Below are 16235 nucleotides of genomic sequence, written 5' to 3' on the forward strand. Positions count from 1 at the left end.
TACATATCTGATATGGTGAGTGGCTGACGTTGCCTGATTTTGAAGCCGTATTTAGGGCTTGCAGAAGGGGTGGTTTCGGTCGTAATAAGGGAAGTTCCGCTCGTTTTTCAGTGCCGATTACCAAACAATTCATGGCTCAGCACAGCGGACTGATTTCATGTAACCGAACCCTTTGAAGAAAAGCTAAAGGTTCTTTAATCTGTCTTTAGGGTGTTTTTCATAATATAAAGGTCAATTAGGGTGTCCAATTTTATTTGGACGTCCATTTAGATTTTAAATGTTCAGGTAGGCTACAATTTCGAAGGAATTCCTGTTTTTTGTAAAAAGAATAATGCAGCGCCGACCGCAGGGCTGTCGGCAACAAACGATTTACCTTTATTATAAAAGTATGTTCAAACAGAATATCGGGCTGTTTGTAGTAGCTTTACTATTGTGTTTTTCTAATATTGCGAAAGCGGATGACCAGGGTGTTACCGACAGTCTTTCCTTTACTTTAGAGCAAACCATAAGCTACGCCAAGCAACACAGTCGTGAACTCACAGTCGCTGATTTGGCCAGCCAGATCGCCAGACGCAAAACGCAGGAATACACGGCGCAGGGCCTGCCCCAGATCAACGGGCAGATCAGTCAGGATTACAATTATGAAATTGCCACTTTCGGGGTCGATGAGCACGGTAACCCTATTCAGTTCGGAAGGAAGTATTCTGGAAACTCAACGATTCGGTTGAGCCAGATGATTTTTGACGGCTCCTTCTTTGTCGGCTTGCGGGCATCGAAGTCTTACCAGCAATTGGCCGTGAAGCAGGCCGAGCAATCTGAAATTACGGTCAAGGAGAATGTCAGTAAGGCTTATTTTCTGGTGTTGGTCAATGAGGAAAGTTTTCAGGCCATCAAGCGTAATTATGACCGCCTGGAGGAATTGCTGAAAGAAACCGCCAAAATGTACGAGAAAGGTTTTGCGGAGAAGATGGACGTGGACCGTATCAAGGTACAGCTTAACAATGCGGAAGTGGAGCTGAACCAGAACCGTCAGGAAACGGAAATCAGCCGTATGATGCTTAAATTTCAGATGGGTATGAACCTTGATCAGCCCTTGCGACTGATCACCAGACTGGAAGATCAGACCTATGAAAATGTCCTTGAAGAGGTGGTGCACAGCAGTGTAAGTAACCGCATTGAGTACAGCATCCTGGAATCTCAGGAGCACCTGAAGCTTTTGGAACAGCATCAGAACAGTTATAAATACCTGCCGACCCTTTCTTTAATTGGGACTTACGGTTACAATAATTTTGGTGATGATTTTGCCTCACTCACCACTTTCAACACCAGCTATTTCGCCAGTGGCGCTATCGGGCTACAGCTGAATGTTCCCATTTTTGATGGAATGCTCAAGCATCGAACCCATCAGCGTCTGAAACTTGAGCAAACCCAACTGGGCTTGCAAAAGGCCAATTTACGGGATCAGATTCAGATCGAAATGAAGCAGTCGCAAAACACACTGGTGACCAGCGTGCGGACGGTCAGTATTCAAAAGGACAATATGGACCTTGCTGCAGAGGTTTATAAGCATGCGGTGGCCAAGTATCAGCGTGGGCTGGGTTCCAATCTGGAGGTGATCGATGCGGATAATGCCTTTAAAACGGCACAGAACAACTATTACCGCGCCATTTATTCGGCATTGGTGGCTAAAATTGAGCTGCAAAAAGCGATGGGCTCGCTATAAAATATTTTAAATGGAATTTCATCAATGAAAAAAATATATCAATACTCACTCCTTTGCCTTGCTGTACTGAGCATGGCCTCCTGTAAAGATGAGAGCGTAAAAAGCCTGACCAAGCAAGTGGACAAGCAACGTTCAGCGATTACAGAAGCACAAAATAAAATTCAGGCGCTGGAAGCGAAAATCAAGGTGCTTGATCCGACTTATGGCGAAAATACAAACCCTGAACTGGTGGCGGTGATGCAAGTTAAGCCGCAGACCTATATTCATCAGGTGGAAGTTCGCGGACGAGTGGAGTCCCGCGACAACGTGATGGTGGCTTCGGAAGCGACGGGTCGGATTCTGAAAATTCATGCTCTGGAAGGCGATAAGGTACGCAAGGGGCAGGTAATTATGGAGATTGATGCGGAGAATGTACGTGATCAGATTGCGGAGGTAGAAACCAATCTGTCGCTGGCAAAAACGATTTATGAAAAGCGGGCAGACCTATGGAAAGAGAACATTGGCAAAGAGGTGGACTACCTTGAAGCCAAGACGAACTATGAATCCCTCAGCAAAAAGCTTAAAACCCTCAAAACACAGCTTGGCCATGCGTATGTAAAAGCGCCATTTGCGGGAACTTTGGATTATTTACCAGTCAATAAAGGCGAGTTGGTATCTATCAATTCTCCCTTGTTTCGCCTGGTCGGCAATAACGATATGCTGATCCGTGTGGCATTGTCTGAAAAATATTTGGGACACATCCGCAAAGGGGATTCCATGCAGGTGGAAGTACCGAACAGGGCACAAAAAATTCAGGTGCCGATTGCAGCGGTTTCCAATGTGATCGACCTGAACACAAGAACCTTTATGGTGGAGGCCCGCCTCGAGGGGAAACATCAGAATGCGCTGACCCCGAATATGCTGGTCAAAACAAAAATGACGGATTTCAGCCTCAGTGAAACCATGGTTGTGCCTACCGAGAGTATCCTTGCCGACCATAAGGGGCAGTATGTTTTTACGGTGAAAAATGAAAATGGCAAGTCGGTTGTTCACAAGCTTTATGTAGAAGTGGGCAGTGAATATGCGGGTAACACCTGGGTGAAAGCAGGGCTTAAAGGCAATGAGATGATTGTTACGAAAGGGCAATTCAAGCTCAATGAAGGCAATGTGGTGCGTTTATCTTAACTGGGATCAGAAAAAATGGAAAAAGAAAATAAACTGTTGAAGTCCTTCGGTGCCTCTACCTTTGCGGTGAAAAACCGCATTACGGTATATGTACTGACGGCTTTGATCATCATATTTGGGTTTATTGGTTACCAAAAATTACCCAAAGAGAACTTCCCTGAAGTAAATATCCCGACGGTCTTTATCGGTACGGCTTACCCTGGGAACTCCCCAGTAGAGGTTGAGCAGCTGATCAGCCGTGTGATGGAGAAGGAGCTTAAAAGGGAAGAAGGGGTGAAGAAACTGACTTCTGCCTCTTCGGACGGCTTCTCCTCGATTACGGTTGAATTTAATATGGACGTCGATCCTAACGATGCCATATTTCGTGTGAAAAATGCCGTGGACAGATCGCGCTCGTTGTTGCCAACAGACCTGCCCACCGATCCGATGGTAAAAAAAATCGACCTGTCGGAATTTCCAGTATTGAACGTGTCGTTCTCAGGGCCTTATACCGTAGATGAACTCCGTGGTTTTGCCGAAAAACTCAAGGAAGAGGTGGAGAGAATGGCCTCGGTTTCTGAAGGGCAGATTAAAGGGGTGGATGACCGTGAGGTTCATATTGATATCGACCCTTACCAAATGGATGCGCGCCATATCACTTTTCAGGATATTTCACATGCGGTTCAGAATGAGCACAGAAATATTTCTGGGGGGGATATCATCAAGGATGGTATGCGCCGCTCGGTTCGTATTGTGGGGGAATTTAAAAACCCCAAAAATATGGAGAATATCATCGTGAAGGAGCAAAACGGAAAGCCTGTTTACCTGCGCGATATCGGGACGGTAACCTATGGTTTCGTGGATCAGGAATCTTATTCCAAGATCAATGGCGACCCAACCGTAACGCTGGATGTTATTAAGCGTGGGGGCTACAACCTGATCGAAACGACGCAAAACGTTCGTAAGATCATCGATGAAATGCAGGCATCGGTATTTCCTCACGACCTGAAAATCACCTGTACGGGTGATCAGTCCACCGCTACGCGGAACTCGCTGCGTAACCTGGAGAATAACATCATCATGGGGATGGTGCTGGTGATTTTGGTGTTGCTGTTTTTCCTCAATACCCGAAATGCCATGTTTGTCGGCCTGGCGATTCCGATGTCTATGCTGATGTCTTTTGCCATCATCAGAATGGCGGGCATGACGATCAACACGATGGTGCTTTTCGGTTTGGTGATGGCCCTCGGGATGCTGGTGGATAATGGGATTGTACTGGTGGAAAATGTCGTGCGACTGCGCAAATCAGGCATGTCTAATATTGAAGCAACGATTTATGGTGCTGGGGAAATTGCCTGGCCTATCATTGCCTCCACCGCCACCACCGTAGCCGCATTCCTTCCGTTGGCTCTGTGGCCTGGAATTATGGGGGAATTCTTCCGCATGTTGCCAATTACCATCGCCATTGTATTGTGTAGTTCTTTGTTTGTCGCATTGGTGATCAACCCGACCTTTATCGCTTTTTTCATGAAGGTGGAAGACAATATTGAAAAGCCTAAAGTGAACAAAAAGCGGGTGCTCATGATCACGGGTGGTTTTATAGTTGTTGGGGCTTTGCTTTTGGTGACCGGCTTCAGGGTGTTTGGCAACCTGACCATGCTGGTGGGTATTTTGGGTATTCTCGATACCTTCTTGCTCTCTCCGTGGGCCTACAAATTTCAGCTTAAAGGGATTCCGTCGCTTGAAAACGGTTATGCAAAAACCATCAAGTTTGCTTTGAAAGGCCGCCGACCAGTCTATCTGCTTGGAGGAACAATCTCTTTGCTGGTGGCTTCAGTGGCTTTGTTCATCAACTTTATGCCCAAGGTACTTTTCTTCCCAGATAATATTCCTTCGCAGATTTACGTGATGGTGCAATATCCTATCGGGACAGATATTCAGAAGACGATCCAAACCACCAATGCACTTGAGCATCAGGTTTTCGATGTACTGAAGCCAAATATGGACGTTGTTAAGTCGGTGGTAACCACCTGTGGAACGGGATCTGGTGACCCTAATGTGGGCTTGTCGGCCAAAGGGTCCACCTCTTATCACGAGGGACGAATTACCGTCGATTTTGTGGATTTTGAGGACCGTAAGGGCGTAGATACGGAGAAAATTCTCGGGAAATTGCGTGCGGCTATCCACGATCAGCCTGGGGTAATCATCAAGGTGGATAAGAATAAAGTGGGGCCTCCTGTGGGGAAACCTATTCAGGTAGAAATTTCAGGCTATGAATTCAAGGAGCTGATGACTTTGAGTGATGAGTTGATCAGTAAAGTGAAGGGCGCCAATATTCAGGGGATAGAAACACTTTCGAGTGACCTTGAAATGACCAAGCCCGAGTACGATGTAAAAATTGACCGTGAAAAGGCGGCCTATTATGGTCTTTCCTCCACGCAGGTGGGGGCTGAAATTCGGTCGGCGATTTTCGGTAGCCTGATTACAAAATATAAAGATGGCGTGGACGACTGGGACATCAAGGTGCGCTTCAATGAGGATTACCGATCGAATATTGATGCGCTCAAGAACAAGATGCTGAGCATGAAGAACGATCAGGGTAAACTGGTGCAGATTCCTATATCGGCGGTGGCTGATTTTAAGCTGAGCTCTACCTTCGGGATGATTAACCACCTGAATCAGGAAAGGGTACTGAATATTTCGTCGAATGTATTGCCAGGCTACAACCCAACGGATGTCAATAATCAGATTCGTAAGGTGCTCGGCAGTGTTCACGTCCCTTCAGGCTACCATGTTCGTTTTGGTGGTGAGCAGGAAAAGCAGGCCGAAGAGATGTCCTTCCTGACTGAGGCACTGATGCTGGCCCTGGTACTGATTTTCGGTATTATTGTCTTTCAGTTCAATCAGGTAACGGCACCGTTGATCATTCTATTTTCTGTGGTATTGAGTACCATCGGGGTGTTTTTGGGAGAGGTGATCTTCCAGATGGACTTTGTAGTGATGATGACCATGATGGGGATTATTTCCCTCGCTGGGGTGGTGGTGAATAATGCCATTGTCCTGATTGACTTCTGCAACGTGAAAAAAGAAGAAATGCAGATGTCGCTCAAAGAGGGCGAGGAAATGACCATGACCCACCTTCGTCAGGCGATTGAAGATGCAGGAAAAACCCGTTTGGTGCCTGTATTACTGACCGCCATTACGACGGTGCTGTCATTGGTGCCGATGGCCCTCGGGATGAACATCGACTTTGTTCAGTTCTTTCAGGATTACAACCTGAACTATTATGTCGGAGGAGATTCCGCGGCTTTCTGGGCTCCTTTGGCCTGGACGGTCATTTTCGGACTGACTTTCGCCACCTTCCTGACGCTGGTGATTGTGCCAGTAATGGTGCTGATGGTCGATAAGCTGAAAATGAAAATGAAAGGATAAAATTCGCAAAAATTAATATCCCAATGAGAGGCTACTTCTTTAGTGAGGTGGCCTCTTTTTTTGTCAGGTCGCAGAAATTGGGCAACAGTCCGCGCCTCCACAAAATCAGTCGATTTAAATCGGGTAAATGAATTTGCATCAGCATTAAATTGAGCTAAATACACGCGGAATCGATGGCTTCTTTCGGATAAGTCATATCTTGCGGTGATGAATGAGTTTTTACAGCATATCGGCGGTTTTCAGTGTGTTTTGGGTGCACTGGCATTTTGTTTCAAAAAGGAGAAAAGTGTAAGTGATTACCTTGCGGGTTTGTTTTTGGCAGTTTTGGGCATTGGTGTCGCCCTGGATTTGTACCTGAACAATGGGCAGTCGGAGGTACAGGTTTTTATCCCCAACTGGTTTATCTTCTTTCCCTTCATGATCGGGCCGATTTTTTACCTGTATTCCAGTTACCTGCTCCACGGGTACCAGGCATTTCATCTGAAGGATTTATGGCATTTCATCATGCCGCTCCTGATTGGCTTGGGAATGGGCATTGCAGATATTCAGCCCGTATTCCTGAAAAATTTATTCTTTGCCAACGACGGTTTTTTGTGGCTTCGGGTGGCGACATTACTTTGTCTTATCGGGTCATTTACCCTGTACGGTGTGCGGGTTTATCGTGAGCTTATCAGGCATAATAGTCAGCTCGACGATGATTTCTCCTATATCAGTGACCATCTGACGCTGAACTGGGTAAAAGTGTTGATGGTGATTTTCTTCATGACCTACCTGTTGCCGCCCATTATCGGCATTACGATTCAGTTGATGAAAATCAATACCACGGGTAAGATCAGCCCTGTTTTTATTTTAAGTCTGATCAGTAATATTGGCGTGGTGCTGTTCGCTTACGGCTTCTCGTATTTTTCCCTGAAACAGAAGCTGATTTTTGCTCACTTCAAACAGGTGGAGGGTGGTGGTAAGTTTGCCATTATTCCGCAGGAAACAACGGCGGATGAAGAAAACACCAAGGAAGATTTGACGCAAGACAAGCAAGCGGAGCGGCATTTAAATATGGATCAGCAAAAAGTTCAGGAGCAATTGGAAGCCTTGAACCACCATATGTCCACCAAAAAACTGTACCTCAACCCAGAGCTGACCGTCGCGCAGCTCGCCCATGTGGTTAATATTTCCAAACTCGATTTGACGGATTTACTCAATAAGCACCTCCGTAAAAATTTCTACAATTATGTGAATGAGTACCGTATTGCCGAGGTGAAAATGCTGCTGGCAGATCCCAAATATCAGCACATGACCATCCTCGCACTGGCCTTCGACAGTGGCTTCAGGTCCAAGTCAAGCTTCAACAGTATTTTCAAGCAATATACAGGTCAGACCCCTTCAGCATACCGAAATCAGGCATTAAGTCAAGATCTGAAGCGAGTTGATGGATAAATCCTGCTTTATATCCAGTTTATGAAATCTTTTGGGACAAAAGATGTTACATCAAGGAACATTGTCTCGAAAAGGTCATATAGGTAATAAAGATGGAAGAAAAAAGAATACTCATAACAGGTGGTTTAGGGAACCTGGGCTCATGGCTCACACAGCATTTTATTAGTGCGGGTTACAAAGTAACGGTGCTGGCACGTAAGATGCGTGATGTGAAAATCAAAGGTTATTATGAAATTATATTTGCTGATATCAGTGATTATGATGCGCTATATGATCAGCTTAAAGGGCGGTATTTTGATTATGTGATTCATGCGGCCAGTGTGAATGAGGGGAATGCAGACCATTATTTCCGCAGTGCGATTTTGGTAAATGTCCTCGGAACAAGGAATTTGCTGGAAATATTGAAGATGAGCCCGCCGAAAAACTTTATCTATCTTTCTACTTTTCATGTTTATGGGCGTTCTGCTGGTTATATCGACGAAGACAGCCTGCCTAATTGCCGACATGATTATGCAACGAGTCACCTGCAGGCGGAGCAGTCGGTGATTCAGTTTAATCAGGTGCATAATATGGATTTTACGATCCTCCGACTGACCAACAGTTATGGTTGCCCTAAAGACCTCGATTCTTCCAAATGGTACCTGATCTTGAATGATCTGGCCCGAATGGCCTATGAAAATGGGGAAATTGTACTGAAATCAAATGGCAATGCGACCCGAGATTTTATATGGATGGGACATGTGGTGGAGGCCGTGGAGCAGATTTGCCAACTGGAGCGGGTACCCAATGGCATCTTCAACCTTTCGAGTCAGCGAAATTATAAGATGAGTGAAGTGGCAGAATATGTTCAGAAAGCCTATCAGGATTATTTCGGGACATCGATTCCTGTGGCGCTGAATGAGGAGGACATGAATACCTACGATCAGTCATTGCATGTAAGTAGCAAGAAATTACGGAGCCTGATTTCCATTTATTCCAGCCCGATGTTTTATCAGGAAGCCACCGCCATTTTCAAACTGCTCGAAACAGTTAAGAAGAAAGAATTGACCTGATGGCAAAGCAATAAATAATCAAAGTGCAACTCACAAAAGTGGATTGCACTTTTTTTATGCGCTGTTTTTGATGTAGTCAGTTGATTGTCAGGAATAAAAGGTAATTGTTCGCGAGTTAAGGGCGATTCCTTATTTATACAGATTACAATTAATTCAACTTTTTAGTTGGTGCTTTAGTTATGATACTATATATTTGAATAAATATTTAGACGTGTCTAAAAAATTAGTACAATCAGCCAAAATAAAAAATGAAGCAGCATCTAATATTGTTTATATTCATGTTATTTTCTTTTTCCGCCTTCTCTAAAGGTGGTGTGGATATTCATGGGAAAATCAAGGGTACCAGGGGCGAGTCACTGATCGGTATTGCGGTTCGGGTTGAAGGAAGCCAGTTGGGAGCCGCAACGGATGTTAATGGGGTGTTTCACCTCCATGGTGTTTCCGCAGGGCCAAAAACACTGATTATCTCTGGTGTGGGTTATAAATCCGTGAAGCAACAGGTGAATATATTAGCCAATGAGCCCCTGAATTTGGAGGTTACCCTTAAAGAGGATATCCTCGGGCTCGAGCAAGTGGTGGTCTCTGCCAACCGAGAAGAAATCAACAGAAAAGAGGCTTCGGTTCCTGTACAGGTGATTGGTGCGAAGATTTTTAAAACCACACAGTCCATCACCCTTTTGGATGGCCTGAAATTTCAGCCAGGTATTCGGGTGGAAAATAATTGTCAGAATTGCGGATTCTCTCAGGTACGAATGAACGGTCTTGAAGGCGGCTACTCTCAAATATTGATCGACGGCCGTCCTGTTTTCAGTGCATTGAATGGCGTGTATGGTCTGGAGCAAATGCCTACAACCATGATTGACCGTGTGGAGGTTGTACGTGGTGGTGGTTCGTCATTATATGGTGGGAATGCCATTGCAGGGACGATCAATGTGATTACCAAAGAGCCTACGGTGAATGAGTTTGAATTAAATATTAATCAATCATTGATTGACGGACAGCGATTGGATCAGTCGTATGGATTCGGTGGAAATATCGTGGGCGCCAATATGAGCTCAGGTGTATCTGTTTATGGTTTTTTCCGCGACCGCCAATGGTGGGATAAAGACGGGGATGATTTCTCGGAAGTACCTGAAATCAATAATTATACCCTGGGTTTCAAGGGATACCTGAAACCGACGGCTTATAGTAAAATGACCCTTGAAGGTAGTGCTATTAAGGAGCACCGACGCGGTGGTAACCGCTTTGAGTTGCCTCCACATATGGCAGATGTTGCCGAAGCGCTTGAACATGATATTATCAGTGGTGGATTTACTTTCGATCAGTTTACCCATGATATGAACCATAAGTTTTCGTTTTACCTGAGCAATCAAAATACCCATCGTAACTCTTATTATGGTGCGGGTCAGGATCCGAATGCCTATGGCAATACCAAAAATAACAATTTAGTTACTGGGCTGAGATACAACACCAATCAGCCACTTTGGGGAGGGACTACTGATCTGACCACGGGAGTGGAGTATAAAGATGAGTCTATCGTGGATGAATCGATGGCTTATGATCGCCCGATTGATCAGCATATTAAACAAGTAGGCTATTATGCGCAGTCGGACTGGCAAATGACGCCTAAATTTAAATTGCTGACAGGCTTCAGAATTGAAAGTCATAACCTGATCAGTAGACCTATTTTTGTGCCACGAGTAAACGGTAAATACGATTTCTCCGACCATTTTCGGGTTCGTGCAGGTTACGCAAGAGGGTTCCGTGCGCCTCAGGCCTTCGACGAAGACCTGCATGTAGAGATGGTGAACGGTAATACCATGGTGACTTTCCTGGCCGATGATCTTCAGCCAGAATATTCCGACAGTTTCACCGCTTCCTTCGATTTCGATCATGAAATTGGCACCTTTGATTTTAATGTTACCATGGATGCCTTCTATACCAAAATCAGCAATACTTTTGTCAATGTGCCTATCGGTATAGAGAATGGTACGCTGAAGCAGGAAAAACGAAATGGTGCAGGTTCTTTGGTGCAAGGCATCAGCCTGACACCCTCTTTGGCCAATGCTTATTTTACCGCACAGGCAGGTTTAACCTTTCAGAAAAGCAGACACGATGAAGGCATCGCCTGGTCGGAGGATGAGGATAACACGACCACAACTTATTTGCGGACGCCAGATTTATACGGCTTTTATGCCTTGAGCATCCGTCCGACAAAACCATTATCCGTTGATTTTTCAGGGAATTATACAGGCCGCATGTACTTGCCTCATTTTGAATCTGGCAATAATGAAGAGGACAGACTGGTACACACGCCCGACTTTATGGAATTCAACATCAAGCTGAATTACACCATGCAATTGATGGAGGGCAATACCCTGGAGTGGAGTGTCGGTGTAAAGAATATCACCAACGCCTATCAGTCTGATTTTGACAGTGGCATGGATCGCGATGCACAATATGTTTACGGGCCAATGATGCCCCGCACATTCTTTGCTGGATTAAAGATTAAATTATAAAAATACACTATATATCCCTTTGTATAGCCAATAGAGCAGACTTCCAAAGTCTGCTCTTTTTTTATATAAGGGTTAAAAATAAAGCAGATTGTTTTATTTTTTTGTCTTTTCGTTGAAATCTGGTTTAAATTTAACTTTAAGGGCTGATAATTTTACAAAAAATCATTTAGGTGGGTTGTTTTTTGTGTCTGGTATATACATTTTTGTTGCAAGCAATTGGAAACTGCTTTAATTCTTAACCTACTTACCTATGAAAAACAAAGTAATCGCCCTTTTGGGGTTATTTTTAGTGGGGCTGAGCTCCCCCTTGTATGCGCAGGCAGCATCAACGTCACAACTTTCCGCTGGAGATACCGCCTGGGTACTCATGGCCACCTGCTTAGTAATGTTAATGACCCCTGCAGGGCTGACCCTCTTTTACGGCGGATTGGCACAGCGAAAGAGTGTGCTTAATACTATCGGAATGAGTTATCTTGCATTCTGTACCGCCACCATCGCATGGGTGGTGCTGGGCTACTCGATTGCTTTTAACCCTGGAAATGCTTTGTTGGGTGATGCGGGGAATTTTATGCTGAAGGGGATTAATATCACAGACCTGACGGGAACCATTCCAACATTATTGTTCGTGATGTTTCAGGGAACCTTTGCGGCTATTGCCACTGCCCTGGTAAGTGGTTCAATTATCGAAAGGGTGAAATACTCTACCTGGATTATTTTTTCTCTGCTGTGGGTGATTTTGGTTTATGCTCCTGAAGCCCATTGGATTTGGGGCGGCGGTTTTTTATCCAACTCTGGAGAGCTGGATTTTGCTGGTGGAACAGTGATCCATATCAATGCGGGAATTTCTGGCTTGGTGCTTTCGTTGTTGCTCGGTAAGCGGGAAACGCATAAATTAAAACATGCTCATAAGCCTTCGTCAGTGAAACTGATGATTCTGGGTTCTTCTTTATTATGGTTTGGGTGGTTCGGATTCAATGGCGGATCGCAACTGGCGGCAGATTTTGTGGCTGCAAACACTATTTTGGTGACTAATATTGCGGCGGCGGCAGGTGGAATCGCCTGGGTGATGATCGAGTGGACGACTTCGGAGCGTAAACCTACCTTGATTGGTTCTGCTTCGGGTGTGATCTCGGGTCTGGTAGGAATTACCCCAGCAAGTGGTTATGTAGATGTTTCTGCGGCTTTGATTATTGGAGCGCTTTCAGGAGTAATAGGCTTTTTGTCGGTGATTAAGCTGAAAGCATGGTTGGGTTATGATGATACTTTGGACGTATTCGGCATCCATGGCCTGGTGGGAATTTTCGGCGCCATTGCCACGGGAATTTTCGCCAATCCAGCAGTAAATGGTGCAACAGGATTACTTTACGGCAACCCTGCACAGGTGTGGATTCAGCTGAAAGCGATTGTGGTAGTGTTGATTTACTCTGGTGGCGCCACGGTAGTTTTATTCTACCTCAGTAAATTTATTACCAAAGGAGCGCGTGTTGATCGTGAAACGGAGGATGTTGGAATTGATGAAGTATTCCACGGGGAGTCGAGCTTTCATATGGATTTGGATAATGTTTAAAAAAAGATTTCATATATAATTTAAAGGCAGACCTCAGTCTGCCTTTTTTCTTTTCATCAATTATCTTCCTCAACCATAAACTTCTCACGTTCCGCCTGATGCATTGCCTCTTCAGCAACCCTCGAGGATAATTGCTCCTGCGTTTCCATCGCATTCAATCGGATGGCCATGGCTTCGAGCATTCTTTCAATCATGGACTGATGAAGTGGATCCAAGGGCTTGAGTATTCCTATTTCAAGTACGCCAACGGTAATTTCCTCATATTTTATGGGGAATAGGTATAGGAAACAGTCCGTTAGTTGGCCGAGCCCTGAGCTTACAGGCTGAAAATATTGGGGTGGAAGCTGTTCAAAAAATTTCGCTTGTTGATCTTTGAAGGTACTGCCAATGATGCCTTCCCCGATGTCGTAGGTTCTGCTGATTTCAAGGGAGCAACCATACTGCGCGGCCACATGCAATTGTTGCTGACGTTTCAGGTGTACAACCGCCAATGGGGCTTCTATGCAAGGCGCCAAATGACTGATGATCTGTTGGCTGAGCTTTTCTATGGATGCCTTATTCAGATTAAGGATTTTATTCATCTTGCCTAACTCTTTTTGTAGCCATCTTTCGCCTTCTTCTTTTTTGTATTTTTCCTCCAACAGCGACTGCTGTTCCCTGAGTTCCTGTACAGCTTCCTCAACCTGTTGATTCAGCAGAACCTTTTGTTCTTTTTCTCTTTGAATGCGGTTTCGGATACTCCACGCTACCACCGAAATAAGCGCCAAAGCGATGATCAGCAAAAACCACCATCGTTGATAAAATGGGGCGATTACTTCTATGGCCAAGTTCCGACTTTCACTCCATTGTTTGCCGTCGGTGGAGGACTGTACCAATAACTCATAATCCCCTGCATTGAGCCATGAGTAATGAATTTGGTGCTCCCCAGCACGAAGGTATTTCCATTCTTTATCAAATCCCTTCATTTGGTATCTGTAAAAGATTTTCGAAGGGAAGCGGTAGTCCAAAGTACTCAGTGAAAGCCTGATGTTGTTTTGATTCAATGGAATATTCAGGCGATGGGTGTTCTCAATTTTGTCTGTCAGAAAAGCTTCCTCCTCTGTTTTGTTCTGTGGTAAAATCAGCTTTTGATTCAGTTTCAAAGCTGTAAAATTTACCTTTTTGGCTTCAGAGTCCACATGGATTTGGGCAGGATGAAAATAGGTCAAACCGCTTGAGCCACCAAAATACATTACCCCCTCTTGATCCTGAAAAAAGGCGCATTCGTTGTATTCATGAGAGGAAATACCATCCTCGGTTGTGAAATTCGTGAACGTTTTTTGCTCCTGATTAAAACAGCTTATGCCGTTATTTGTACTCATCCACAGCTGTCCCTGTTCATCTTCCAAAATCCCATGGATCGTATTTGACGGAAGCCCATTATCATAATCATAGGTATTGATCACCTCGAAGGAGGTGTTCAGGTGCGTCAGGCCAAATCGGGTGCCAAGGAAAATATCCCCATGCTTACTCTGATGAATACACCTGATTTCGTTATGAGACAAACCGTTCTTTTCTTTGGTCAGATGCTTCAGGTTGATTTGCTCGGGGTCATAAACAAACAGCCCCGTATTGGTGCCAATGAGTATTCGTCCATCGACCATGCATTTGAGGGACATGATGCCTTTGAAATTTACAGACTGACCTTTCAGCAAATCCTCGACATTACCGAAGGTGTTTTCTCCTTTTCTTTGATAAATTAAACCGCCATACATGGTGGCGAAATAGCTTGTGCCATTTTTGTCGGTACATATATCCCTTAGCGACCAACCTTTGAATTTGGTGGGGTCTTCAGGTAGGTGTTCGGCAAAATGGGTGAAAGATTGTAATTCAGGGTCAAGAAGGCTTAGCTTACCTGTAAAGTAGCCTACCCATAATTGCTGTTTGAATGGTTTGATTACCCCGATGATATTAGCCGATAGATCTTTGTCGGTTGTACCAATTTTATAGGTATGCTCCACTTCAAAATCTTCGTTGAGTACAAATAGATGCGAATTTGTACCTACAAATAATTGATCTTTGTTTTTGTAAATGCTGTAAACCTCTGTATCACTTTTTCTATCCGCCTCAAGTACTGATTTCTTCAGGCTTCCAAATGCAGGCAGGTAGGGATTTTTCTTGATGACTCCCCCTTTACTGCTTCCCATCCAAAGGATGCCCTCTTTGTCGAAGGTCATTGATAGAATGTAGTTGGTTCCGAAACCATGTCGACGAGCGTCTTTGTGATTATATTCCTCTACCTTATGGTCGGTAACGTGAAACAAACCCCTTGACATTGCCGTGCTGCTCGCCCATATTTCGCCCCTCTCATCTTCTTTTACGCTCGTGATTTGGGGTTCTGAAAAATGTCCCGTATAGTTTTTTATAACTTTACCATGTTGATCCAACAAATGTAAACCCGTATCACCACCTACCCAAATACGGCCATCGCGTGCAATACAAATGTCATGTATTCTCAAAGGCTTTTCTTCTTGGATCCCTTGGTCGGTGGCCAAAAAGCGCTTTTCACCGACCATCTTTAAATCATGGGTGAGGCGAAAACGATAGAGCCCGTGGTTTTTGGTCCCAATCCAATAAGTATTGGTTTGATCCTTTCTAATAAGGGTAATGAAACTTTCTGTACTTTGAAGCCCTGTATTGGTGATCTTTTCTGTTTTCGGGTGGATGACACTGAGCCCCTGTGTTGTACCCACGAAAACAAGATTTGTTTGTAGATCATAATAGAGCGCTGTGATCTCGTTGGTTTTCAGTCCGCTCTTTTTGAAGTATCTTTTGACGCGGTAATTTTGATCAATGCGGTTCAGCCCATTATTGGAAGCCATCCAAATATTACCCTCAGCATCTTCACAGAAAGTATGTCGATTTTGAAGGGTCGAATTGTCAGTAACCATAACACTACTCAAGGTAGTTGAGTCGTTCGGGTCATGAAACAGATTTAGAAAATAGCCCAAGTCGGAGTCATAAACACTAACACCCCCTGCATCAAAACGAATCCAAAGCCTATTTTTTGAATCTACAAAAATAGAGCTGACATTATCATCAATGATTGCGTGTGGGGCTGTTTTTGATGCTCTGAAAACCTTGTATTCATAGCCATCATATCGCACGAGTCCGTCTTGCGTACCGAACCACATATAGCCGTCATGGTCTTGCACAATGGTATTGACCGTCGAATGCGGCAGACCATTCTCCCGCGACAAGGTTTCAAAAGTGGACTGATAGGCAAAGCCTTTGGTCAGCAGAAATAGGCAGAAAAGCAGTGTTGAAATTCTCATAATAAAAAAATGCTAACAATTCATAGTTGGGGAAGCATCAAACAGTGGGAG

The 16235-nt window shown here is 44.5% G+C and carries 8 protein-coding genes; 7 read left to right on the plus strand and 1 reads right to left on the minus strand.

Annotated elements, in window-relative coordinates:
- Window positions 1-388: 388 nt before the first annotated feature.
- From AABK40_RS17145 to AABK40_RS17175, 7 genes are all read left to right on the plus strand, one after another.
- Entirely contained in the window at window positions 389-1723 is a 1335-nt protein-coding gene (locus AABK40_RS17145) for a TolC family protein (protein WP_332921419.1), read from the plus strand.
- 24 nt (window positions 1724-1747) lie between these two features.
- Window positions 1748-2887 carry an efflux RND transporter periplasmic adaptor subunit gene (locus AABK40_RS17150; protein ID WP_332921420.1) on the plus strand — a complete coding sequence of 380 codons (1140 nt, stop codon included), beginning with the start codon at window positions 1748-1750 and terminating at the stop codon, window positions 2885-2887.
- Window positions 2888-2902: 15 nt separating this feature from the next.
- Complete coding sequence (locus AABK40_RS17155; protein WP_332921421.1) at window positions 2903-6298, plus strand: efflux RND transporter permease subunit; 3396 nt, start codon at window positions 2903-2905, stop codon at window positions 6296-6298.
- Between the two features lie 207 nt (window positions 6299-6505).
- On the plus strand, window positions 6506-7732 hold the full coding sequence (locus tag AABK40_RS17160) for a helix-turn-helix transcriptional regulator (protein ID WP_338398285.1): 1227 nt from the start codon (window positions 6506-6508) through the stop codon (window positions 7730-7732).
- A gap of 92 nt (window positions 7733-7824) precedes the next feature.
- Entirely contained in the window at window positions 7825-8784 is a 960-nt protein-coding gene (locus AABK40_RS17165; RefSeq protein WP_338398286.1) for an NAD-dependent epimerase/dehydratase family protein, read from the plus strand.
- Window positions 8785-9062: 278 nt separating this feature from the next.
- Complete coding sequence (locus tag AABK40_RS17170; protein WP_338398287.1) at window positions 9063-11303, plus strand: TonB-dependent receptor; 2241 nt, start codon at window positions 9063-9065, stop codon at window positions 11301-11303.
- A gap of 250 nt (window positions 11304-11553) precedes the next feature.
- Window positions 11554-12870, plus strand: coding sequence for an ammonium transporter (locus tag AABK40_RS17175; RefSeq protein WP_338398288.1), 1317 nt, complete (start codon window positions 11554-11556; stop codon window positions 12868-12870).
- A gap of 56 nt (window positions 12871-12926) precedes the next feature.
- On the opposite strand, the gene AABK40_RS17180 is transcribed toward AABK40_RS17175, so the two are convergent.
- Window positions 12927-16184: a two-component regulator propeller domain-containing protein gene (locus tag AABK40_RS17180; RefSeq protein WP_338398289.1), complete on the minus strand. Its 3258-nt coding sequence runs from the start codon at window positions 16182-16184 to the stop codon at window positions 12927-12929.
- Window positions 16185-16235: the final 51 nt, after the last annotated feature.

Source organism: Persicobacter psychrovividus, from assembly GCF_036492425.1.
GTDB classification, from domain to species: domain Bacteria; phylum Bacteroidota; class Bacteroidia; order Cytophagales; family Cyclobacteriaceae; genus Persicobacter; species Persicobacter psychrovividus.